At 56.9% G+C, this 21,751-nt stretch carries 21 protein-coding genes; 15 read left to right on the plus strand and 6 right to left on the minus strand.

Features of this window, described 5'->3' with window-relative positions; translation table 11 throughout:
- Positions 1 to 41: 41 nt before the first annotated feature.
- From I2I05_RS04705 to lysS, 3 genes are all read left to right on the plus strand, one after another.
- The gene (locus tag I2I05_RS04705) at positions 42 to 2,207 is read left to right on the plus strand and encodes a carboxy terminal-processing peptidase (RefSeq protein ID WP_196281074.1); all 2,166 of its coding nucleotides are present in this window, start codon (positions 42 to 44) and stop codon (positions 2,205 to 2,207) included.
- A 268-nt stretch (positions 2,208 to 2,475) separates the two neighbouring features.
- A complete protein-coding gene (locus tag I2I05_RS04710; protein WP_230688160.1) occupies positions 2,476 to 3,564 on the plus strand; it encodes a hypothetical protein in 1,089 nt (362 codons plus the stop codon).
- Between the two features lie 186 nt (positions 3,565 to 3,750).
- Positions 3,751 to 5,307, plus strand: coding sequence for a lysine--tRNA ligase (gene lysS / locus I2I05_RS04715; protein ID WP_196281495.1), 1,557 nt, complete (start codon positions 3,751 to 3,753; stop codon positions 5,305 to 5,307).
- Positions 5,308 to 5,602: 295 nt separating this feature from the next.
- On the opposite strand, the gene I2I05_RS04720 is transcribed toward lysS, so the two are convergent.
- Both I2I05_RS04720 and I2I05_RS22285 read right to left on the minus strand, forming a co-directional pair.
- Entirely contained in the window at positions 5,603 to 5,956 is a 354-nt protein-coding gene (locus tag I2I05_RS04720; RefSeq protein ID WP_196281075.1) for a YtxH domain-containing protein, read from the minus strand.
- Positions 5,957 to 6,143: 187 nt separating this feature from the next.
- Positions 6,144 to 6,581 (minus strand): CsbD family protein, encoded by a 438-nt coding sequence (locus I2I05_RS22285; protein WP_196281076.1) that lies wholly within the window; start codon positions 6,579 to 6,581, stop codon positions 6,144 to 6,146.
- 250 nt (positions 6,582 to 6,831) lie between these two features.
- Between I2I05_RS22285 and I2I05_RS04730 the strand changes: the two genes are divergently transcribed.
- The 5 genes from I2I05_RS04730 (at position 6,832) to I2I05_RS04750 (ending at position 9,761) form a co-directional block, all read left to right on the plus strand.
- Complete coding sequence (locus I2I05_RS04730; RefSeq protein ID WP_196281077.1) at positions 6,832 to 7,089, plus strand: Kazal-type serine protease inhibitor domain-containing protein; 258 nt, start codon at positions 6,832 to 6,834, stop codon at positions 7,087 to 7,089.
- A gap of 5 nt (positions 7,090 to 7,094) precedes the next feature.
- A complete protein-coding gene (locus I2I05_RS04735) occupies positions 7,095 to 8,039 on the plus strand; it encodes a GNAT family N-acetyltransferase (protein WP_196281078.1) in 945 nt (314 codons plus the stop codon).
- A gap of 85 nt (positions 8,040 to 8,124) precedes the next feature.
- Positions 8,125 to 8,496 carry a cupin domain-containing protein gene (locus I2I05_RS04740; RefSeq protein WP_196281079.1) on the plus strand — a complete coding sequence of 124 codons (372 nt, stop codon included), beginning with the start codon at positions 8,125 to 8,127 and terminating at the stop codon, positions 8,494 to 8,496.
- Between the two features lie 49 nt (positions 8,497 to 8,545).
- On the plus strand, positions 8,546 to 9,403 hold the full coding sequence (locus I2I05_RS04745) for a dienelactone hydrolase family protein (RefSeq protein ID WP_196281080.1): 858 nt from the start codon (positions 8,546 to 8,548) through the stop codon (positions 9,401 to 9,403).
- Between the two features lie 79 nt (positions 9,404 to 9,482).
- Positions 9,483 to 9,761: a hypothetical protein gene (locus I2I05_RS04750; protein WP_196281081.1), complete on the plus strand. Its 279-nt coding sequence runs from the start codon at positions 9,483 to 9,485 to the stop codon at positions 9,759 to 9,761.
- Positions 9,762 to 9,842: 81 nt separating this feature from the next.
- Here the strand turns inward: I2I05_RS04750 and I2I05_RS04755 are convergent, their stop codons facing one another.
- Entirely contained in the window at positions 9,843 to 11,405 is a 1,563-nt protein-coding gene (locus tag I2I05_RS04755) for a M28 family metallopeptidase (RefSeq protein WP_196281082.1), read from the minus strand.
- A 315-nt stretch (positions 11,406 to 11,720) separates the two neighbouring features.
- Here I2I05_RS04755 and I2I05_RS04760 point away from each other — a divergent pair, with 315 nt between their 5' ends.
- A complete protein-coding gene (locus I2I05_RS04760; protein WP_196281083.1) occupies positions 11,721 to 12,182 on the plus strand; it encodes a hypothetical protein in 462 nt (153 codons plus the stop codon).
- Positions 12,183 to 12,279: 97 nt separating this feature from the next.
- Positions 12,280 to 12,819: a hypothetical protein gene (locus I2I05_RS04765; RefSeq protein WP_196281084.1), complete on the plus strand. Its 540-nt coding sequence runs from the start codon at positions 12,280 to 12,282 to the stop codon at positions 12,817 to 12,819.
- 280 nt (positions 12,820 to 13,099) lie between these two features.
- Here I2I05_RS04765 and I2I05_RS04770 read toward each other — a convergent pair whose 3' ends face one another.
- The 3 genes from I2I05_RS04770 to I2I05_RS04780 form a co-directional block, all read right to left on the minus strand.
- Complete coding sequence (locus I2I05_RS04770; RefSeq protein WP_196281085.1) at positions 13,100 to 13,729, minus strand: class I SAM-dependent methyltransferase; 630 nt, start codon at positions 13,727 to 13,729, stop codon at positions 13,100 to 13,102.
- A gap of 9 nt (positions 13,730 to 13,738) precedes the next feature.
- Positions 13,739 to 15,982: a xanthine dehydrogenase family protein molybdopterin-binding subunit gene (locus tag I2I05_RS04775; RefSeq protein ID WP_196281086.1), complete on the minus strand. Its 2,244-nt coding sequence runs from the start codon at positions 15,980 to 15,982 to the stop codon at positions 13,739 to 13,741.
- A gap of 189 nt (positions 15,983 to 16,171) precedes the next feature.
- A complete protein-coding gene (locus I2I05_RS04780; RefSeq protein ID WP_196281087.1) occupies positions 16,172 to 16,759 on the minus strand; it encodes a hypothetical protein in 588 nt (195 codons plus the stop codon).
- A gap of 249 nt (positions 16,760 to 17,008) precedes the next feature.
- Between I2I05_RS04780 and I2I05_RS04785 the strand changes: the two genes are divergently transcribed.
- From I2I05_RS04785 to I2I05_RS04805, 5 genes are all read left to right on the plus strand, one after another.
- Positions 17,009 to 17,659 carry a hypothetical protein gene (locus I2I05_RS04785; RefSeq protein ID WP_196281088.1) on the plus strand — a complete coding sequence of 217 codons (651 nt, stop codon included), beginning with the start codon at positions 17,009 to 17,011 and terminating at the stop codon, positions 17,657 to 17,659.
- A 54-nt stretch (positions 17,660 to 17,713) separates the two neighbouring features.
- Entirely contained in the window at positions 17,714 to 19,525 is a 1,812-nt protein-coding gene (locus I2I05_RS04790; protein ID WP_196281089.1) for an ABC transporter ATP-binding protein, read from the plus strand.
- Positions 19,526 to 19,543: 18 nt separating this feature from the next.
- Entirely contained in the window at positions 19,544 to 20,296 is a 753-nt protein-coding gene (locus tag I2I05_RS04795; RefSeq protein ID WP_196281090.1) for a hypothetical protein, read from the plus strand.
- A gap of 52 nt (positions 20,297 to 20,348) precedes the next feature.
- Positions 20,349 to 20,699 carry an MmcQ/YjbR family DNA-binding protein gene (locus I2I05_RS04800; protein ID WP_196281091.1) on the plus strand — a complete coding sequence of 117 codons (351 nt, stop codon included), beginning with the start codon at positions 20,349 to 20,351 and terminating at the stop codon, positions 20,697 to 20,699.
- Positions 20,700 to 20,779: 80 nt separating this feature from the next.
- Entirely contained in the window at positions 20,780 to 21,586 is an 807-nt protein-coding gene (locus I2I05_RS04805) for an SDR family NAD(P)-dependent oxidoreductase (protein ID WP_196281092.1), read from the plus strand.
- Positions 21,587 to 21,751: the final 165 nt, after the last annotated feature.

A 21,751-nucleotide genomic window follows, 5' to 3' on the forward strand; every position in this document is an offset into this window, starting at 1 on the left:
TCCGTACATTTGATTTTCATCCCTGCTTTATATTCTTGCTAATGTCTTTTCCCCGCTTGAAAGTCGGACTGTATGCCTTTTTGGTGGCAGCCGTGTTTGTTCTGGCATCTTACCGCCTCATGCGCCGGGCCGACTCGGCGGTACCGAGCAAGGACCAAGTGCTGATTGGAACCATGTTGCAGGGCCTGACCCAAGCGCATTACCAACCCGAGAAAATTGATGACGCTTTCTCCAAACGCGTTTTCGACCTGTATTTGAAGCACCTTGATTACCGCAAGCAGTTCTTGCTGGCCAGCGATGTGGACCAACTGCGCCGCTACCAGACCGAAATCGATGACCAAGTAAAACGCGGTTCCAGCGAATTCCTTGACCTCAGCACCAAGCTGATATTGGAGCGCACCAAGGAAATGCAGGGGTTGTACCGCGAGATTTTGGCCAAGCCTTTTGATTTTACGGTTGAAGAAACGTTTCAAACCGATTTCGAGAAAGCTGCTTTTCCTGCTACCAAGGCGGCCCAGCGCGAAATGTGGCGCAAGCTGCTGAAGTACGAAACCCTCAGCCGGGTATCGGAAATGATGGAAGCCCAGGAAAAGGCCAAGGAAGCCAAGCCCAGTACTGCCACTGCCGCCCCCAGCGCCGCCAATCCTGACGCTCCCACGGCTGCAGAACCCGTGCGCACGCCAGCCCAAATGGAAGCCGAGGCGCGCAAGCGCGTTCTCAAATACTACGATGACCAGTTTGCCGACCTGAGCGAGAACGAGACCACCGAGCGGCTGGCTACGTACGCCAACAGCATCGCCAACACCTACGACCCCCACACCGAGTACTTTGCGCCCAAAGCCAAGGAAGATTTCGACTACGAAATGACCGGCCGCTTTGAGGGCATCGGTGCTACACTGCGCGAGAAAGACGGCCTGATTTACGTGGATGAAATCATCCCTGGTTCGGCCTCTTCCCGGCAGGGCGACTTGAAAAAGGGCGACGCCATCATCCGCGTTGCCCAAGGCCGAGCCGAGCCCGTGAGCATTGAAGGCTGGCGCACGACAAAAGCGGTGACGCTGATTCGCGGCAAGAAAGGCTCGGAAGTGCGCCTCACGGTGAAAAAGCCCGACGGCAGCACCAAAGTGGTGCCCATCATCCGCGACGTGGTGGTGGTGGATGAGAAGTACGCACAGTCTTCCATCATCACCGACAAAGGCCAGAAGATTGGCTACCTGCGCTTGCCCGGATTCTACGCCGACTTCAACGACAACGGCGGCCGCAGCTCGTCGGATGATGTGAAGAAAGAACTGGCCAAGCTCACTGCCGAAGGCGTGAAGGGCGTGATTATGGACCTGCGCTTCAACGGCGGCGGTTCGCTCACCGATGCGGTATCGATGGCGGGCCTCTTCATGGAAAGTGGCCCCATGGTTCAGGTGCGCGACGGCCAAGGCCGCACGCAGGTGCTGACCGACAACGACACCGGGGTGCAGTACAGCGGCCCGCTGGTGTTGCTGGTTAACAAATACAGTGCTTCTGCTTCCGAGATTCTGGCAGCGGCCGTGCAGGATTACCGCCGCGGCATCGTGATGGGCTCGACCAGCACCTACGGCAAAGGCACGGTGCAGCGCATCTTCGACCTCGACGAAGCTCTGCCCGCTGAGCTGAACAGCGTGAAACCAATTGGCTCGCTCAAGCTCACCACCCAGAAGTTTTACCGTGTGAACGGCGGGTCGACCCAGTTCAAAGGCGTAGTTTCAGATATTGTTGTTCCGGACTTGTACTCGTACCTCGACCAGGGGGAAAAAGAGATGGACTACCCGCTGAAGTGGGATGAAATCCAGCCGGCTCGCTTTCAACCCTGGAGCAACCCTCCGGTCATCGATAAACTCCGCGCCAACAGCAAAGCCCGGGTGGCCAACGACCCCAGCTTTAAGGTGATGGACGAAATGGTGAAAAGCATGCGCAAGCGCAAGGACGAAACCACGGTTTCGCTGAAGCTTAGCGCCTACCGCGCCGAGCAGAAGCAGGCCAAAGCCATTTCGGACCGCTATGAGGCGGCCCAGAAAACAGCTACCGCCCTCGCCTTCTCTCCCCTAGCCGCTGATGTGCGGGCCGTGGGCGGCGATACCGTGAAGGTGAACCGGGCCTCGCGCTATACCAAAGCCCTGAAGAAGGATATCACCATCGGCGAAGCCGTAGCCGTGATTCAGGATGAGATAAAATAATTGCCTGTGCGCTAAGGCCTGGCTTCGGCTAGTCAGCCAGCCCAGACGTATGGTTTATAGAAAGCCCCGCTCCATCCAGAGCGGGGCTTTTTTTGGCATCTTTTTGGCATGACAATCATATTAGTAAATCACCTCAACCAAACCTCGTACTTTTTTTAACATTTTATTCACCAAAATATTGATTTACAAAGCGTTAATCATAGTCAAAATCCGTCAAAAAATTTAGCAATCAGGCAACTAAAAAGCAGCGAAATGCTGTTTACCAATCATGAAGACTACAGAGGAAACCCGCATCATCCCGCTCATCCCGCAGGTAGAGGCTACCAGCGAGGACCAGCAGCAGAAGCTAGCTGATGAAACCTGGCGCAAGTCTATTCCAGCGCAGGTTTTCCTCAACTACTTCTTTGCTATCAATTACCACATTCAGGAGAATGACGACGTGCTCGGCGGCCTCCAGAATCTGCCGTTCTTCCGCAGCCACGCTGCGGAGCTAAACGATGCCGACGTGGCCGCGCTCACTAAGCTGCTGCACACCAGTTGGAGCACGGAGTATGCCCTGCGCGCCACGGCCGAGTTGGGCGACGACAACTTCCTGCGCAACGCCTTGCACTGGACGTTTCCGCAAGCTTACCACGCCATTTTATCGGGCTTGCAGGCCTTCCTGTATACCACGGGCGTGCGTTCGAGCAATAACCAACTGATTCGCCGCGAGGTGGGCCGGCTGGTGGTGAAGAATGCGTACCCACGGCCGGTATCGTTTTATGCGGCTGGTGCCTACGGCGACTTCAGCATTCACCGCTTGCCGCTGGCGGGCTACAAGGCTGGGCTGCACATTGCCAGCAAGGAGATTGACGCCCAGGCCCAGATTGGCCAGTTCCTGCGCACCACGCGCAAGATGAAGGCGCAGTGGACCCGCGCGCAGGTGCAGGCCAACCCCAACACGGCCATTCGCAGCCAGAAAACGGGCCGCCCGCTGGATAAATGGACGGCGTCGCACTGGCAGCAGATTACCTGGCGCCTGGGTTACACCACCATTTTCGACTTGCTGGGCCGCCTGCGCATTTCGCAGACCAGCCGCGAGATTGAGCGCTACGTGGAGGCCGACATTGACTTCCGCCTGTTCCATGCCTCGCTGCTAAACATCGTGAGCTACCTCAACGGCGTGCACGAGACCTACGTGGCCAAAGCCCTGGGTCTGGAGCGCTACCGCCAGTTGGTGGCCGAGTTGCCGGTGCATTTGCAGGCAGGTTTCGTGCAGGAGCGGTTGCGCACCCGCGTCGAGCCGGTGCTGGCGCCCACGCCGCCCACGGCCCCGGCCATTGCTACGGAGGCTCCGCAGTACCGCATGGCCGCTTAATTATCGAATTTGCGCATGGAAAGCCGCTCCGGTTCGGAGCGGCTTTTTTCGTGCTGTACTTTTGTGGCTCACTTTTACTTACCACGTCCCTACCGGCACCGGCCGTTAGCCTGATTTTTCGGTTGAAATCGTCCACGAAATCCGTGGAATCCGCAAAATCCGAATGCCTCCGTGGTTCAGACCAACATGCAGCACCTCAGCGAACAGGAACTACTCCGCCGCCACAAACTCGAAGAACTGGAAAAGCTGGGCATTGAAGCGTACCCGTCGGAGTTGTTCGACGTGACGTTTTACGCCAAGGAAATTCACGACAATTACCACCCCGAGCTGAACAACTTCCAGGAAGTGACCCTGGCCGGCCGGCTGATGTCGTCGCGGGTAATGGGCAAAGCGTCGTTTGCCGAGCTGATGGATACCTCGGGCCGCATTCAGCTGTATGTGAACCGCGACGAAATCTGCCCCGGCGAAGATAAGACGTTGTATAACGTGGTGTTTAAGAAGCTGCTCGACTTGGGCGACTTTATTGGGGTGAAGGGCCACGTATTTAAGACGCAGGTGGGCGAAACGTCCATCCACGTCACGGAGCTTAAGCTGTTGGCCAAGGCGTTGCGCCCGTTGCCCATCGTGAAGGAGAAAATTGACGAGGCTACCGGCGAGAAAGTGACCTACGACGCCTTCACCGACCCCGAGCAGCGCTACCGCCAGCGGTACGTGGACCTGGTGGTAAACCCCAGCGTGCGCGATACCTTCATCAAGCGCACCCAACTGGTGCAGTCAATGCGGAATTTCCTCAATGACAAAGGCTACCTGGAGGTGGAAACGCCGATTTTGCAGCCCTTGTACGGTGGCGCGGCGGCACGGCCGTTCAAGACGCACCACAACACGCTCGACATGGAGCTGTACCTGCGCATTGCCAACGAGCTGTACCTGAAGCGCCTGATTGTGGGCGGTTTTGATGGTGTGTACGAGTTTAGCAAGGACTTCCGCAACGAAGGCATGTCGCGCTTCCACAACCCGGAATTCACCCAGATGGAACTGTACGTGGCCTACAAGGACTACGCTTGGATGATGGACCTCGTGGAAGAAATGGTGGAGCGCGTGGCCACCACGCTGCACGGCCAAACGGAAGTGCAGGTGGGCCAGAATGTCATCAACTTCCAGCGGCCCTGGCAGCGCTACACCATGTTTGAGGCCATTGAGAAGTACACCGGCAAGGCCATCGGCGAGATGGACGAAGCACAGCTGCGCGAAACGGCCCACGAACTGCACGTGCACCTGGACCCCAGCATGGGCAAAGCGAAAATCATCGACGAAATTTTCGGGGAGCACGTGGAGCCCAAACTGATTCAGCCCACGTTCATCACCGATTATCCGGTGGAGATGTCGCCGCTGGCCAAGAAGCACCGCGACCGTCCCGGCATGGTGGAGCGGTTCGAGGCCATTTGCAACGGCAAGGAAATCTGCAACGCCTTCTCGGAGCTCAACGACCCCATCGACCAGCGCAAGCGCTTCGAGGACCAGCTGGAGCTGGGCAAGCGCGGCGACACCGAGGCCATGGTGCTGGACGAGGACTTCCTGCGCGCCCTAGAATACGGCATGCCGCCCACAGCCGGCTTGGGCATCGGCATCGACCGCCTGAGCATGATTATGACCAACTCGCACTCCATTCAGGACGTGCTGTTCTTCCCGCAGATGAAGCCGGAGAACGTGCAGCAAGCCAAAACTGAAAAAGAGAATAGCTAAAACCGATTGGTCGGTAAAATCGAAAAGCCCCACACGAAATATCGTGCGGGGCTTTTCTTTTACAACCGTCTTACCCTTCAAACCGCTGTTGTTGCCAGAAGCTTGCGATGGACACGTTTGATTTTACTACTGAGTTGTTTAACCAATTTCAATAGAAGCTCCTACGGTCGGCAATTTTACCGGTAATACGTTTCGGCCTTCTTTCAAGGCAGTTGTGTTGGTTTTTACGGAGACGATACGCGCAGGTTACGCTTAATGTGAAAATGCCAAAATTATGTTTCTCCTGCGTTTGGTGCTAGGCGCGGGGCTGGTGACGCGGCTCGTCGCCAAAACCATCGTAATCGGGGTCGTCGGTGGCGTCATGGGCCGTAGAGACGCTGCCTTCCAACCCCTGGAGCAGGCGGTCGGCCGCTTGTTTGTCTTCGCTCACGGCTGCTTCGGGATTGGTGTGGCCGGCGGCTTCGCCCTGCACTTTGGCCAGGGTGTCTTTCAGCAGCTTGCTGAGGTCGCCGCCCCACTTGGAGGCCGATTCCCGCAATTGGGAGCGGGTTTGGTCGCCGGTTTCGGGAGCCAGTAACAGGCCGGCTACGATGCCAGCGGTAGCGCCGGCCAACAACGAGAGAATGACTTTGCCTTTGTCGTCTTTCATGATATATAGAAAAATGATTTTGTTTGCAATTAGTTATCTAACGGGAAATCCTGCCACTTGTTAGAACTGAATTAAAAAGGAGAACTAACTCCTATCAGGCTTTACAGGTTTTTCCTCGTAAAAACTTAATAAAAAAAGTCCCGCACCTTGCGGCGCGGGACTTATCAGTAAGCGACTAAAAGCCGACTTACAAATCGTTCAGTAGCTTGGTGATTTCGGCTTTGCCTTTGCCGAGTTTCTCCTGCAAACGGCCTACCAATTGGTCGCCTTCGCCTTCGGCATACGTCAGGTCCTCATCGGTGAGCTGGGCGTACTGCGATTTCAGCTTGCCTTTGGCCTCGTCCCAGTTGCCTTTGATTTTGAGGCTGCTACCGGGCAGGGTTACGCCGAGGTCTTCGAGTTTGCCAGCGTATTCTTTGAATTTAGCTTCGAGGTCCGAACCAAGCTTCGTGGCTTGTTCGCCGAGCTGGCCGCTGTATTTGGTGGCTACGCCTTTCCAGTTTTCACGGGTGGCCGAACCTTTGTCGGGAGCCAATAGCATACCGGCAATGATGCCAGCGCCGGCACCGGCGATAGCGGCTAACAGAATTTTACCGGCGTTGTTGTCTTCTTCGTGGTACGACATGGTAATGGGTAATGAAGGGTGAATGGGGGGTGAAAGATGTGCTAGAGGAAGCGCTGCGTTGCATTCAAAAATAGAATTTCTGACTTGAAACCGCGTTTGGTCTGGCTGACTATACGAAAGGCACTGCCCGGGGTTCAGCTTGCTGGTAAATTTTCCGTAACATGCCGGGGCATAACGACGGCGGCGCTTTCGTTGGGCCACTAATCCCGGGGCCTCGGCGTAGATTCGCTGTTCTTCCCCGGCCCACCCTATGAAAACGCTCCCTCTTTTGTTTGCGGCCCTGCTCTTGGCATCGGCGTGCCAGCGCCAGGTCCCCGCCGCGGCTTCGATTCCCGCCACTGCCGACTGCATTGACGCCAGTAAAGTGCGGGCAGACGCCATGTGCACCATGCAGTACGACCCGGTGTGTGGCTGCGACGGCAAAACCTACTCCAACGCCTGCGTGGCCAGCAATGCCGGCGTCCGCACGTTCACCAAAGGCCCCTGCCCGGAGGTTAGCCCCAAATAATTCGTTTGGAAACGCCCGCCAAAGCCCGCTACCGCGACTTCTGCCGCACTGCGCCCGACGTGCCGGTGTTTGCCCAGGCGTGGTACCTAGACGCCTGCGCCCGCGGCGGCGACTGGGAAGTGGTACTGGTCGAAGAGGATAACCGGGTGGTAGCCGCGCTGCCTTACTTCTACAAGCAAAAAGGGCCGTTTCGGTACGTGACCATGCCGCCGTTTGTGAAGTGGCTGGGGCCGTATTTGCTGCCGGAGTTTCGCGGGGTGCTCAAAAAAGAGCATCTGTTGCTGGAGGAATTAATTAGGCAGCTACCGAATTTTGCCGCCTTTAAACAAAATTTCTACCCGACGGCCGTTAATTGGCTGCCCTTCTACTGGCAGAAGTTTCACCAAACCACCTACTACACCTACCGCCTCCACGGCCTGCAGCAACTAGCGCAGGTCGAGGCAGGGATAAACCGGAACATCCGCCGCAACATTCAGAAGGCGCAGCAGCAGGTACGGGTGGTGCATGATTTGTCGGCCGAGCAGTTTTATAAACTCAATAAAATGAGCTTCGACCGCCAAGGCCTGCCCATGCCCTATTCCTGGGCGCAATTTGAGCAGCACGATGCCGCACTGGCCACCAACGGCGCCCGCCAAATGTTTTTCGCGGTGGATGCGCAGGAGCGGATTCACTCGGCGGCGTACCTTATTTGGGACCAGCAAGCGGCTTATTACCATCTCTCGGGCGACAACCCCGCCCTGCGCGAAAGCGGCGCCGGCATCCTGCTGATTTGGGAGGCCATTCGCTACGCCAGCGAGGTATTGGGGCTGGATTGCTTCGACTTTGAAGGCAGCATGCTGCCGGCTGTGGAGCGCATTCGGGTGCAGTTTGGCGCGGTACAAACGCCTTATTTCTTTGTGTGGAAATACAATTCGCGCGCTTTCGAGTTACTGGAAAAGCTAAAGCCGTAACGGGCGCTACGCAAACGGCTAACACTGCCCCTTGATAAATCGGGAGCTTTTGCTCTTTGCCAATGCTTTAATTTATTTCCCAACGATGTCTGAAAAACGCTACGTTCTCAATCCCGCTCCTTTTGTAGTGCCCACCACCGACGGTAAGCTCATTGAAGAGCATGTGGGCGGGGCCAGCACCGGTACCTCGGCCTATAGCTTGGCCCACATGGTGGCGCCGCCGCACTGGAGCGAGCCGCACCAAACGCCCAGCTTCGATGAAATGACCATTGTGGTGCGGGGCCGGAAGCGGTTTGAAATCGACGGCGACGTGGTAGAGTTACACGCCGGGCAGGCTTTGCTGATAAACGGCGGGGCCCGGGTGCGGTACTCCAATCCGTTTGAGGAAGAGTGCGAATACTGGTCGATTTGCGTGCCCGCGTTCAGCCCCGATACCGTGAACCGGGAAGCCGAATAGCCTCTACCCTGCCGCCTGCATTCAACAGTAAACCAGTATTTTTAGCCCCATGGACCAGCGCATCATCAACCTTTTCGACGAATACACGCACGCCCCGCTCACCCGCAAGGAGTTTCTGGACCGGCTGGCCAAACTAGCCGGCGGCACGGCCCTGGCCATCGCCGCTCTTTCGGTGCTGGAGCCAGGCTACGCCCAAGCCGCCACCATCGTGCCCGAAGCCGATGACTTGGAGGCGGAGGAAGTGAGTTGGATTGGCGACGGCGCGGCCATGCGCGGCTACCTGGTGCACCCCAAAGGCCGCAAGAAGCGCGGCGCGGTGGTGGTTATTCACGAAAACCGGGGCCTCACGCCCCACATCAAGGACGTGACGCGGCGCGTGGCCCAGGCCGGCTACCTGGCCTTGGGAGTAGATGCACTGTCGCCCTTCGGCGGCACCCCTACCGACGAAGACAAAGGCCGCGAGCTTATTGGCCAACTCGACAAAACCAAAAATCTAAACAACTACCTGAAGGCCCTGGAATACCTGCGCGTCCGCCCCGACTGCAACGGCCGCACCGGCACGGTGGGCTTCTGCTGGGGCGGCGCCATGGCCAACCAGCTGGCCGTGAACGACCCCAAGCTGGGCGCCGCCGTGGCCTATTACGGTTCGCAGCCCAAAGCCGAAGACGTAGCCAAAATAAAAGCGGCCGTAATGCTGCACTACGGCGGCCTCGACGAGCGGGTGAACGCCGGCATTCCGGCCTACGAAGCGGCCCTGAAAGCGGCTGGCACCAAATACGAGCTCTACGTGTACGAAGGCGCGAACCACGCCTTCAACAACGACACCTCGCCGGCCCGCTACAACGCCGAAGTAGCCAAGGTAGCCTGGGACCGCACGTTGCGACTTTTCAAGGAAAAACTAGGGTAAACCGGCGCGAATGCGGCATCTTTGCGGCATCCATCCGGTATTCATGTCAAGTAAGAAACTACCCGTTTTACTTGCTGCGTTGTTGCTCAAAGTCACAAGTAGCTTGGCCCAGGGCACCCCGGTTCCCGCCCCGCGTGTTCGCCCCGACCCTGATTACCAGCAAGTGAGCGTACCGGTACCGCGGGCTGTTTCGCTGATTACGGACGTAGCCAGCGTGCTTTTTTCTCGTGATGCCAACAAAGACAAAGTACAGGACCTGATAGAACGCCGCCGCATTCGGTCCGAAAAACAGGACCAAAGCGTCACCATCACGCTACCGAAAAACAGGCTCACCCGGTCGTTGGGGCTGGTTGATTAGCCCGATTCTGCTGTCCGAGTTCAAGTAAAAAGCCCCGCTGACCATTGGTCGGCGGGGCTTTTTTTAGTTGCCAACTCTTACTTACTGGGCCTTTGGCACGGTTGGCAAGGCCTTGCGGGGCAGCTTTTGGTCGCGCATGGCGGCGTTATACACGAACGAGGCCACCACCACGGACGCCTGTTTGAGGTCATCGGCGATGAGGCGGTCGTAGGTATCCTGGTTGGTGTGGTGGGTTTGGGGGAAGTAGTCGAGGCCGTCCTGAATGAACTGGAAGCCGGGCAGGCCCACGGCGTCGAAGGCCACGTGGTCAGTGCTGCCGGTGTTGCGCAGCGTAACGGTGGTGGCGCCGAGGTCGTTGAAGGGCTTCAGCCATTCGCTAAAAATGGGGGCAATGGCTTCGTTGCCCTGCGCGTAGATGCCGCGGATTTTACCGCCGCCGTTGTCGAGGTTGAAGTAGGCCGTCAGCTTCTCGTGGGCGGGCAGCAGCTTCATGGTAGCGGGGTCGCCGAAGTTGTTTTTCACGTAGTTACGCGAGCCGTGCAGGCCCTGCTCCTCCTCGCCCCACAGCGCAATGCGGATGGTGCGGCGCGGCTTCAGGCCCGTGGCTTTGAGGATGCGGACGGCTTCCATCATCACGGCGCAGCCGGCGGCGTTGTCGGTGGCGCCGGTGGCGGCGTGCCAGGAGTCGATGTGGCCGCCGAGCATCACCACTTCGCTTTTCAGCTTGCGGTCGGTACCGGGGATTTCCGCTACCACATTGTAGCCCTTCAAATCCTGGGATTGAAAGCGGGTTTTGGTTTCCATTTCCACCTCGACCGGGATGCCGGCTTCCACCAAGCGAATGAGGCGGAGCTGGTCTTCGATGGTCATCTCTATTTCGGGCAGCACCGGCTTGGCATCGGCGGCGTAGGGCGCGCCGTTGGTGGTGTTGAAGGTGCCGTAGATGCCGCCGCGCGCGCTGAGCACGGCCGCCGCACCTTCGCTGATGAGCATTTCGGCGGTTTTGGTGCGGAGCTCGGCCATTGTGCGGCGGGTGGCCAGGGCGGCGGCATCGGGGGTGGTTACGCCCGGGCGGGGCGGGGCTGGTTCCATCAGCTTTTTCAGTTCCTCGTCGGAATAGCGCCGCAGGTCGGGGTCGGTGCTGGTTTTGGGCGGGGTGGGCACGTTCATCACCACAATCTTGCCGCGCAGCTGGCCCTTGTATTGGTCAAGGTCGGCAGCGGTGGTGGCGGCTTTCACCACCACCACGGGCAGGCGGAGGGCCCCAGGCGTGCTGGGCGTCCAGGCTTTGGGAGCGCCCACCATGGTGTGGTAGTAGGGCGCCGTCATGGCCACGTACGATTTCTCGATGTCCCAGCCGCGGCCGAAATCACCCCAGGCTTCGATGTTGGCGTTGGCCAGGCCGTACTGGGTGAGTTGCTTTTTGGCCCACTCGTTGGCGCGCTTCAGGCCGTCGGAATTGGCGAGGCGCGGGCCGCTTACGTCGGTGAGATAGAAAGCGGTTTCCATCACCTTGGAGCGGTTCATGCCCTCGTCCCGGATTTTGGCCAACGCAGCCGCATCGAGTTTTTCGGAGGATTGAGCGGCCGCGGGCGCTCCGCTGGCCAGCACACCGGCCACGGCAAGAAGCACTAGTTTGTTCATTGAAATGGGTATTAACGTGGATTTGTGGAGCCTAAGGTAGCGAGTAGCACGGCCGCTAACCTCAGCCTTACCCCAATAGCGGCCCCTGGCAATAAAGGCCCAAGCCGACAAAACCCCGGGTCAGTCTGCGGATTCGGCCCGTTGGTCGGTGCTTCGGGCCTTCCTGTCCAGCTTCGGAATTTTGAACTGTTTTCGGCCGATGGTTTGCAATTACCCCGGCAGAACAAGTCGATTCACTTTTTCTGGAGCCCGCTGCCTGCAGCACCCGAGCCCACCGCCTGCATTTCACTCTTCAACTTCCTCATTTCAGAAACCATGAAAGCTTCCCTTTTTTCCCTCATCGCCGCCGCCACCTTGTTGGCTTCATCCACTGCCTTCGCCGCTGCGCCAGCGGCCGTCTCGATTGAGCGCCACGACCCAAATGACCGCTACAACGACCGCAACAGCAAAGACTTTAACTATGGCTACAACCGCAACCACCGCGTAACCGCTACCGAGCGGGCCCGCTGGGAAGCTGCACACCGCAACGACCGCAACGACTGGAAAAAGAACCAGAAGTATGACCGGAAAGACGACCGTCGGGATGATAAGAACGACCGCAAAGACGACCGCCGCGATGATAAAAATGACCGGAAAGATGACCGCCGCGACTACAAAGACGACCGGAAAGACGACCGCAACAACAAAGATTTCAATTACGGCTACGACAAAAAACACCGCGTAACGGCCCAGGAACGCGCCCGCTGGGAAGCCGCCCACCGCAACGACCGTCGCTAATCTTACCTAACGCATTAAACCTCCTGCTAGCCCCGGCGTCTTACCAAGGCGCCGGGACTTGGTTCCGCTCCTTTTCAATTTCAATAACTCAGAATCCATGAAGACCTATTTGTTGCCCCTGCTGGCTGCCTTTGCCCTAACCGTTGGTAGTGCTGCTGCCCAAACCGCCCCGCCAACGCCACCCACTGCCGGCCCGATGCAAGGCCGCGGCCCCGGCCGCAGCCAAGGCACACCCGAAGAAATGGCCGCCCGCCAGAGCCAGCGCATGACCCAGGAACTTGGCCTGACTGCCGACCAAACCGCCCGCATCCAGCAAATTCTGCTGGCCCGCACCCAGGAAATACAGTCCATGCGCGGCCAGGGCCGCGACGCGAGCAACCGCGACCAGATGCGCACGCAAATGGAAGCCAGCCGCACCAAGTACGAGGCACAGTTCAAGGAAGTGCTGACCGCTGACCAGTACACCAAGTACACCGCCATGCAGGCCGACCGCATGAAGCGCGGCGGTGGTCCCGGCCGGGGCTACAGCCAGGGCGGCGATGTGGAGAAGGTCAAAATCAAAGGCGACAAAGTAAAAATCAAGGCTGAGAAAGCCGAGAAAAAAGCCGCCAAGGCCGCGAAAGAAGCAAACAAGTAATCCGAACCTTCGCGGGTAAAAAAGAAAGGCTCTCGTCGATTGACGAGGGCCTTTCTTTTTTACCGCATCCAGCGGCGCTTCTGAAGCTGCCTTTACGCAATACCCCAATTTTAGTGAGTGTCACCAGTCCACGCAACCGGCCGGCGGCATAATAACTAAGGCCGGTGCATTTGTGCAGATTGGCTTAGCGTTGGCGCAACACGGAATGCAAACTTCCCATTTCAACAGCAGGATTTCTTAAAGGCTAAGCTACTATCACAAATAATTAACGCAAGTTTTTTTACACTTGTTTGCTAAGCAAAAAAGCCAGTATTCTCGGCACTGATTCCCGATTATTATCATCAAACAATTCCTGAATTTGCTCACAAATAAATCCGTTATTCCGTGCTGATTCTGTAAAATCAGAGACGTGGTGCGTGTAGCATTTCAATTCAAAAACCCCACTCCCATTATCAAATCGGGCTTTGCTGCCGACATATTGTTTGAATGGATGTAATTCTCCGATATAAAAAAATCCACCGGGTTTCAATACCTGCTTTGCTTGCTGAAAAACGAAATCTAAATCCTGAATATGCTCCAGAATCAGGCTGCAGGTAATTAAATCAACTGGCGCAGCAACAAAATCCCACGCTTCGGTAATATCCGCTTGCTGGAAACGGACATTGTCAGCAGTGATTTTCGCTTTGGCTTTCGCCAACATCTCCGCCGAGAAATCAACGGCCGTTACCTGCGCGGCTTTAGCGGCCAGCCATTCGGTGTTCTTGCCGGTGCCGCAACCGATTTCAAGCACGTTTGAAAATGGAATAGGCCCCAGCAGTTGCCGGATGGCCACGGCCTCCAAGTCGCGCGTTTTGTTCTGAACGGCGTCGTACGTTTCGGACCAAGCGTTGTAGGCGTTTTGAATGTTCATGGTTCAAGTTTAGGAATCGGCCCGGCCTCCTACCAACTTGTCCGGGGTGATGGGCAGCTCGCGGATGCGCTTGCCGGTGGCGTGGTACACGGCATTAGCCACGGCGGCCGCGAAGCCTATCATGCCGATTTCGCCCAGGCCCTTGGCGCCCATGGGGTCCAGCAGCGGGTCGGGGCGGTCGATGAACTCGACGGTGATGTCGGGCACGTCGGCATTGACGGGAATGTGGTACTCGGCTAGGTCGTGGTTCACAAAGCGGCCGTAGCGGTGGTCGAGGCGGGCGTCTTCCATCAGGGCCATGCCGATGCCCCAGGTCACGGCGCCGTACACCTGGCTGCGGGCGGTTTTCAGGTTCATGAGCCGGCCCGCATCCACCACCGACACCACCCGGCTCACGCGCACCGCACCGCTGAGCGGGTGCACCTGCACTTCCACAAAGCTGGCGCAAAACGACTTGCCCGAGTATTTCTCCATCTCCGGCCCGCCCTTTGACTCCTTGGTGATTTCCAGCGAAGGCATCTGATGGTGCTGTAGCACCTCGGCGTAACTCACGCGGCTGGCAGCGCGGCCCGCTACCTGAATGCTGCCGTTTTCCACCACGATATCCGCCGCCTTGGCCCGCGTGAGGGCCGACTTAGGCATTTGCCGGGCCAGCGCCACAAGCTGCTGCTTCAGCGCCGCGCAAGCATCGTGCACCGCCGAGCCCACCGAGGCCGTGGTGTGTGAGCCCGCCTGAATGGGCGCGGGCGGCAGCGCCGAGTCACCCAGCTCGAAGCGAATATTGGCGGGGGCCACGCCGCTGGCGTCGGCAGCAATTTGGGTCATGATGGTACCGGTGCCGGGGCCCGTATCGGCGGTGGCGCTTTGCACTAGCAGGGTGCCGTCGGCGCGGAACTGGGCGCGGGCGGTAGCGCCCTGCCGCTCGGCTTTGTAGATGCCCGAGGCCATGCCCCAGCCCATGAGGTACTCGCCGGCCCGCATGGAGCGCGGCGCGGGCGTGCGCTTGCTCCACCCGAAAAGGGCCGCGCCGCGCTCATAGCAGGCGCGCAAGTACTTGCTGCTCCAAGGCCTGTCTTTTTCGGGGTCGGTGTCGGCATAGTTTTTCAGGCGCAGGGCCAGCGGGTCCAGGTTCAGGGCGTAGGCCAACTCGTCCATCGCCGACTCGAGAGCAAACGAACCGGTGGTTTCGCCGGGGCCCCGGGTCCAGCAGGGCGTGCTCATATCGAGCGGTACTAGGCGGTAAGTGGTGTTGATGTTGGGTGTGCGGTAGGCCGTTTTGGTAGGATGCACGATGCGCTCGGCAAACTGCTCGTGGCGCGAGGTCATGCCGAAGGCTTCGTGGGTCACTCCCACCAGCGTGCCATCGGGCAGGGCGCCCAGCCCTACTTTCTGGATGGATTGCGGCCGGTAGCCCACCATGTTGAACTCCTGGTCGCGCCGGCCCATCACCTTCACCGGGCGGCCCACCACTTTGGCCCCTAAAATCGCGGCCATTTCGGGCGGCCAGATGCGCGACGAACCCCCAAACGCCCCGCCCACAAACGGCGAATGAATTCGCACGTTGGCCTCGGGCAGTTGAAACATGCGCATCAGGTCCTGCTGGGCCAGTTTGGGGGCCTGGGTTTTGTTGTAAACCGTGAGCCGGTCGCCCTGCCAGAGGGCAATGGCGGCGTGGGTTTCCATGGGATTGTGCACGTGCACCGGCGTGCGGTACTCCTGCTCCACCCGCACCGGGGCGGTGCGGTAGGCATTGGCCTGGCCGCGGGCGTGGTCTTTTTCCTTGCCCGGCACTAGGTTGGTACCGATGCTAGCGGCCATATTGGTTTGGTGTGCGGCCCGCTCGTATTCAACCCGCACCAGCGTGGCCGCATGCTGGGCGCGCTCCAGTGTATCGGCGATGGCCAGGGCCACGGGCTGGTTGCTGAAATGAATCTGGTCGTCGAAGAACACCCGAAACTCCTGCCCTTCTACTCGCGGGTTGTGGTTGGTTTCGGCATTTTGATAACCGGGCACCTTGGGCGAGTTCAAGTGCGACACAATGGCGAGCACGCCCGCCGCCCGCTCGGCTGCCGCGGTATCCAATCGCCGGATGCGGCCCCGGGAAATGGCACTGGTCACCAGCACGCCGTGCACGCAGCCTGCTACCGGGTGCTCGGCCGCGTAGCGGGCCTGCCCGGTCACTTTCAGGCGGCCATCCACGCGGTTGAGGGGCTGGCCGGTGTGGGGCGGGGCGGCGGAGGGTTGGTTTTCCATGGTAGGCACAGGTAGAGACGTTAAGTCTTTACGGGCCAGGCAAGGAGGCGTTTCAGTTACTTCTCAGCAGCTTTCAAACTGGCTCGGGTTTATCGCCGCTTGAGTATTGACCCGCTTGGGCAAAGGCCGCCCGCTGTTAAACCAAAGCCGATTGTTACAGCAACAATGCGTGGATAACACGCCGCTAGTTCAGCTATTAAGTTTCCGCCTATTTGCCGAAATCAGAAACGCAATTTTTGCCCCGACATAAAATACTGCCGGCCGGATAACCCGATACAATACCATAAATATTATCCCCAATAGCATCCCGATAATAATCGGAAGCACGCCACCGAATGTGAATGTCATACCAAGCACAAATCCAAGCAGGCATTCGGGACGATGAATTGGAAATAGAAAGGCAAATACAAATAGCCCTAACATCAAATTACCCGCAATGTCGTTTTGACCGCTGGTAAATAGCACTGAAATTAAAATACCGAATAATAGGGCCCCCAGAAATCCATACAGTTCCCGGCGCAGGAAATTGGGCGACTCAGAATGGCTGTCGTTACTGCCGTAAACTCGCTGTTTTATGCGATAAAGCAAAAACCAAGTCAGCAGCGGCACCAACAGACCGCCCCACCAATTAGAAATGGCTGGCATTTCTTTCTGGGCCAAAAAATGGTGGCTAGGCACTCCTCCGTGATAGTAATCCCATGCTAGCAGTGAGCAGATGCCAATGGTTACAATTGCTGTGAAGTAAATACTGTTTCGGGTGAATGCCTTTTCGCTCATAAATATCAGCTCTTCGTAACTCGTAAGTCTTAAGATTCCTCCGCTTTTAGTGACCCTAATTGAGACAGGTTACTTAGAGTCCGGCAATATAGACAAATCACGAAATTCTAGATTCATAGTGCGCTTGCATCCATTTCGCATTTGCTCTAATATAAACTTGTCGTTCTATAGGGGCGTTGCAGATTCTAAGCAAGTGGTCAGTGCGTCAGCGACGCGCGCAAGCGGGAAGCTTCTTACCTTCAAGGCGCCATGAATTCAACCTTTATTCTTTTGATTCTCGCCGCTGGTTTAGGAGGCGTTAATAATGCAATGAACACGGCGAACACGCCAGCGCATGCAAATCAGACAGGCCAGATTAAAGCAGAAAAGCCCATTTGGATAGATAAGCACAACGGGCGCAGATACCCTTTGCCAAATTCGGTTGGTGGAAAACCCGCTTCATTCTATCTCAATAACCCAAAGGTTTCCCCGCTCGCAAAAGCACTTTACAAGTCCCTCTTCAGGCCGTCAGACAACGATTCTACTACGCAGCTCTTAGCTCTTGTCACTACTAAAAACCAGGAAATACGCCCTTTTTACCGCTGGTGTCTTGATTTCACAATTGCTATCAGTGACGGTGCTTTAGGTGAATACCCGGGAAAGCCTGCTTTGGCTTACGCGACTACATTTCCGCTGGAATTTTTCGATTATATGGACAAGGACCCTTCGGGGCAACGCTATAAAAGATGGGTAGAAATCATTGCCTACAGCGGATTGGATAACTATGATAAAGCACACCCAAAAATTATAGAAACAATTAGTGCTGATATGACAGCAAAATGCCAGTCCTGCAATTCAACTACACGCGCTAGAATAAAGAGTTTTGCGAAAAGTGTTGCCGCCGCAGCAATAAGTCAATAACAACCCCACCCCCGCCCCGCTCGTCTAACCGGTTCCACCTACCGCCCCGCTTAGATGAGCCTCTGGCAAATTATCCAACGCCTCCTGCCCTTCGTGCGGCCCTATCGGCCGCTCGTCATTGCTACGCTGCTGCTCACGCTGGTGGGCTCGCTAGCCGCGCAGGTCAACCCCTTCGTGCTGCGTTACACCGTGGACACCGTGCAGGGCCTGCTCGACCGCAACCTGGGCTTGGCCGCTGGCTGGAACATGCTGGCCTGGGTGAGCGGCATCCTGCTGGGCAAGGAAATCATCAACACCGTCATCACCTTCGGGCAGAAATACTACGGCGAGAAAATCCGCATCAACATCTCCAGCGTGCTGTCGCAGACGGCCGTGAGCAAGATTCTGAGCTACGAGCTGGGTTTTTTCTCCGACGAGGGCAACCAAACCGGTAAGCTCCAAACCCGCATCGACCGCGGCGTGGAGAGCCTGATGAAGCTGGTCCAAAACTTCTTTATCGACATTCTGCCGCTGTTTGCCAACGCCATTGTGGCCCTGGTTGTAATGTTCGTGGCCAATAAATGGGTGGGCATGGTGGCACTGGCCATTCTGCCGGTGTATTTCTGGCTGAGCTTCCGGCAGGCCGACCGCCTGCAGGGCGTGCGCCGCGGCCTGCAAAAGCTGCGCGAAAGCAAAAACCACGGCATCATCAGCATCATCGACAGCATTGTGGTCATCAAAAGCTTCGTGCGCGAAGAATACGAGGCCGAAAAGCAGGCCGACACCCAAGCCAAGCTGGTGAATGCCCAGCTGGTGACGCGCAAAACCAACTTCCGCTACGACGGCCTCAAAACTTTCGTCGAGCAGATTGGCGTGGTCGTTATCATCGTCCTCACCGCCTACCTCGTGCTCGACCGCCAGATTTCCATCGGCGCCATCATGTTCCACATTTTGCTCTTCAACAACGTGTCGGCGCCCATCCGACAGCTCCACCGCATCTACGACGAGATGAACGAGGCCCTCACCTACTCCGAAGGCTTCTTCGCCATCCTCGACGCCGACTCGGCGTTGGAAGAAACCGGCCCCATTCAGCCCGGCAACGTGCGCGGCACGTTCGAAATCTGCAACGTCGATTTCACCTACCCCAGCGGCACCCAGGCACTGCACGACGTCTGCCTCACCATCGAAGAAGGCAAAACCACCGCCCTCGTCGGCCTCAGCGGCGCCGGCAAAAGCACCATCATCAACTTGCTCTGTAAGTTCTACGCCCCCGACTCCGGCAAAATGCTCCTCGACGGCCGCCCCCTGGCCGACTACGATACCCAGGCCCTGCGCCAGCGCATCGGCCTAGTCCTCCAGAAAAACCACATTTTCAAGGGCACCATCGAAGAAAACATCCGCTACGGCGACTTCACCGCCACCCAGGCCGACATCGAAGCCGCCGCCATACAAGCCTATCTCCACGACCAGATTCTGGACCTGCCCCGCCAGTACCAGTCTGATGCCCAGCAGCTCAGCGGCGGCCAGCAGCAGCGCATCGCCATCGCCCGGCTCTTCCTCAAAAACCCGCCCATCATCTTCCTCGACGAGCCCACCGCCAGCCTCGACGCCATCGCCACCGAGCAAATCAAAAACTCGCTTGACGCCATCAAGCAGGGCCGCACGGTGGTCATTATCTCCCACAGCCTCGCCCAAATCGTGGATTCGGACTGCATCCACGTCATGAAAAAAGGCCGCCTCGTGGAAAGCGGCACCCACGACGAACTCTACGCCAAACACGGCACCTACCGCGAGATTTTCGACGCCTCGGCCCGGAGTTTAAATATTGAGAAGTTGGCCAAGACGATGGCCGATGATGGGGATGAGGTGCTGGATACGGCTTCGTAAGTGCAGTACATTTGAGCTATGACTCTACGATATACTAGCAAACTCTTGCTTTGCGTTTTAATTTTTGCTTCTTCCTGCGAGATTAAATATTCCAGCGAGGTTACAAGCACCGACGAAAAGGAGAAGTCAATTGCAGAAATGAGCCAAGAAGCATGTGACTGTTTTAGCAAGCAAAAAGGTGATATTGACACTCGACTGACACCTTGCATAAAGAGCATAACTCACTCTCAGACAATAAATCTTCCTGAAGGCTATAGCTTGCAAGATTCAATTGCAGCGGCGAACAACATGAAGTCTAAGATGGATACTCTGCAGTCAAGAGACTTAGATAGAATGTCTGGCATGATGCAGAATTTAGTTGTTTCATGCGATGCCTATGGGGCAGAATTTGAAGCACTGTATGATAAATGGTATCCTATCGATAGTTCAACGGCTAACCTGGATTCCATTAAAATACTGGAAAGCAAGTTTCGAGCGACATCAATTTCAGACACGACCAAAAAAGCGTTGCTTCATAAGTTAATTGCGAAAAATATCGAAGCAAGGAGGTTAGAAGAAGGGTTACGGAAGTGCCAACAAATGAAAAAGCTATTCAAAGATGAAGGCGGCGCATATTATGCAAGTGCGTTCATATACAACTTACAAAAAAAGTATCCTGAGGCAATTAGTGAATTGAAGCAAGAAATATCTATCAGTGGTGATAAGAATCTTGAGCTAATAGTTGCTGTCACGAAAAGAAAAGCCCGGCTAAATAAGACTCCCATTCAATAGACATTGTCATTTCGTCATCACGATGTTATTCTGAATTAATTCGACGCATCCTATGACCATCGAAGACCTGCAAGCCATTTGCCAGCGCCTGCCCGGCACCACCAAAGACATCAAATGGGACGTGCATTTGTGCTTCAATGTGGGCGGCAAAATGTACCTCGTCACCTCGCCCGATGAGCTGCCGCCCACCGCCTCCTTCCGCGTGCCTATGGAAGACGTGGAAACGATGGAAAACAGCCCCAGCTTCAGCCGCAACAAGTACATGGGGCGCTACGGTTGGGTGAACATCGACAACATTCACCTGCTGTCGCGGGCGCAGTGGGAGCAGTACATCGAGTACTCCTACCAAGCCGTGCGGGCCAAGCTACCACTGAAGGTGCGCAAGCAACTTGAGGCTGCGTAAGGGGTTAAGCTAAACCATAACCCCGACCAAATTGGAACCGTTAGGAGTTACTCTTTCCAACCTAACCTTTCCACAGTTTAATGGCAACACAACAAACCGCCCTCATCACGGGCGCCAGCAGCGGCATTGGCCGCGAGCTGGCCAATTGCTTCGCGCAAGACAAGTACAACCTCATTCTGGTAGCCCTCGAGCCGGACCTTTTGGAGCAGGCCGCGGCCGAAATCCGGCAGCAATACGGCGTGCAGGTGAAGACCATTGTCAAGGACCTGTTCAAGCGCGACGCCCCCTTTGAACTCTACAACGAGGTGAAGGCCACGGGCACGCAGATTGACGTGCTGGTAAACGATGCCGGCCAGGGCCAGTACGGCACCTTCGACACCACCGACATCTACCGCGAGCTGGACATCATTCAGCTCAACATCGGGGCCTACGTGGTGCTCACTAAGCTTTACCTTCAGGAAATGAAAGCCCGCAACGAGGGCAAAATTCTGCTGGTGGGCAGCATTGCGGGCGAACTGCCCGGGCCACTTCAAGCCGTCTACCACGGCACCAAGGCCTTCGTAAACTCCTTTGCTGAATCCATTCAAGAAGAGAACAAGGACAGCAAAGTGACCATTACCAACCTACTGCCGGGCGTCACCAAAACCGATTTCTTCGAGAAAGCCGACATGACCCGTGCCAAGAATGTGGCCGATGGCCAAGGCGCCGACCCCGCCGATGTGGCCAAGGACGGCTACAAAGCCCTCATGGCTGGCCAGCACAAGGTCATTTCCGGCCTTATGAACAAAGTGCAAGTAACAGCCAGCAACATCATTACCGACGAGCTAGTGGCCGCCAACGTGCACAAGCAAAGTGCGCCCGTTGACGGCAACGAAAGCTCGCGCTAGCGCCCTTACCCTTTCCATTCAAAAGAGCCCGGCCAGCCATGGTTGGGCTCTTTCACTTGGGGCCCCGGCTTAAATTATTGCCTTGCGTCGGCAGCACCTTTGCAAGCGCCGTACAAGGGCCTCGGCTCCTGCCTTATTTCATTTGTCAGTCGCCATTTCGATGGC

The sequence above is a fragment of the Hymenobacter jeongseonensis genome, assembly GCF_015694725.1.
Taxonomy (GTDB): domain Bacteria; phylum Bacteroidota; class Bacteroidia; order Cytophagales; family Hymenobacteraceae; genus Hymenobacter; species Hymenobacter jeongseonensis.

What these genes read in the sequence shown, in the direction of transcription:
- I2I05_RS04705 (WP_196281074.1), top strand. Translation starts at nt 42, where the DNA reads ATGTCTTTTCCCCGCTTGAAAGTCGGACTGTATGCCTTTTTGGTGGCA.
- I2I05_RS04710 (WP_230688160.1), top strand. Translation starts at nt 2,476, where the DNA reads ATGAAGACTACAGAGGAAACCCGCATCATCCCGCTCATCCCGCAGGTA.
- lysS (WP_196281495.1), top strand. Translation starts at nt 3,751, where the DNA reads ATGCAGCACCTCAGCGAACAGGAACTACTCCGCCGCCACAAACTCGAA.
- I2I05_RS04720 (WP_196281075.1), bottom strand. Translation starts at nt 5,956, where the DNA reads ATGAAAGACGACAAAGGCAAAGTCATTCTCTCGTTGTTGGCCGGCGCT.
- I2I05_RS22285 (WP_196281076.1), bottom strand. Translation starts at nt 6,581, where the DNA reads ATGTCGTACCACGAAGAAGACAACAACGCCGGTAAAATTCTGTTAGCC.
- I2I05_RS04730 (WP_196281077.1), top strand. Translation starts at nt 6,832, where the DNA reads ATGAAAACGCTCCCTCTTTTGTTTGCGGCCCTGCTCTTGGCATCGGCG.
- I2I05_RS04740 (WP_196281079.1), top strand. Translation starts at nt 8,125, where the DNA reads ATGTCTGAAAAACGCTACGTTCTCAATCCCGCTCCTTTTGTAGTGCCC.
- I2I05_RS04745 (WP_196281080.1), top strand. Translation starts at nt 8,546, where the DNA reads ATGGACCAGCGCATCATCAACCTTTTCGACGAATACACGCACGCCCCG.
- I2I05_RS04755 (WP_196281082.1), bottom strand. Translation starts at nt 11,405, where the DNA reads ATGAACAAACTAGTGCTTCTTGCCGTGGCCGGTGTGCTGGCCAGCGGA.
- I2I05_RS04760 (WP_196281083.1), top strand. Translation starts at nt 11,721, where the DNA reads ATGAAAGCTTCCCTTTTTTCCCTCATCGCCGCCGCCACCTTGTTGGCT.
- I2I05_RS04765 (WP_196281084.1), top strand. Translation starts at nt 12,280, where the DNA reads ATGAAGACCTATTTGTTGCCCCTGCTGGCTGCCTTTGCCCTAACCGTT.
- I2I05_RS04770 (WP_196281085.1), bottom strand. Translation starts at nt 13,729, where the DNA reads ATGAACATTCAAAACGCCTACAACGCTTGGTCCGAAACGTACGACGCC.
- I2I05_RS04775 (WP_196281086.1), bottom strand. Translation starts at nt 15,982, where the DNA reads ATGGAAAACCAACCCTCCGCCGCCCCGCCCCACACCGGCCAGCCCCTC.
- I2I05_RS04780 (WP_196281087.1), bottom strand. Translation starts at nt 16,759, where the DNA reads ATGAGCGAAAAGGCATTCACCCGAAACAGTATTTACTTCACAGCAATT.
- I2I05_RS04785 (WP_196281088.1), top strand. Translation starts at nt 17,009, where the DNA reads ATGAATTCAACCTTTATTCTTTTGATTCTCGCCGCTGGTTTAGGAGGC.
- I2I05_RS04790 (WP_196281089.1), top strand. Translation starts at nt 17,714, where the DNA reads ATGAGCCTCTGGCAAATTATCCAACGCCTCCTGCCCTTCGTGCGGCCC.
- I2I05_RS04795 (WP_196281090.1), top strand. Translation starts at nt 19,544, where the DNA reads ATGACTCTACGATATACTAGCAAACTCTTGCTTTGCGTTTTAATTTTT.
- I2I05_RS04800 (WP_196281091.1), top strand. Translation starts at nt 20,349, where the DNA reads ATGACCATCGAAGACCTGCAAGCCATTTGCCAGCGCCTGCCCGGCACC.
- I2I05_RS04805 (WP_196281092.1), top strand. Translation starts at nt 20,780, where the DNA reads ATGGCAACACAACAAACCGCCCTCATCACGGGCGCCAGCAGCGGCATT.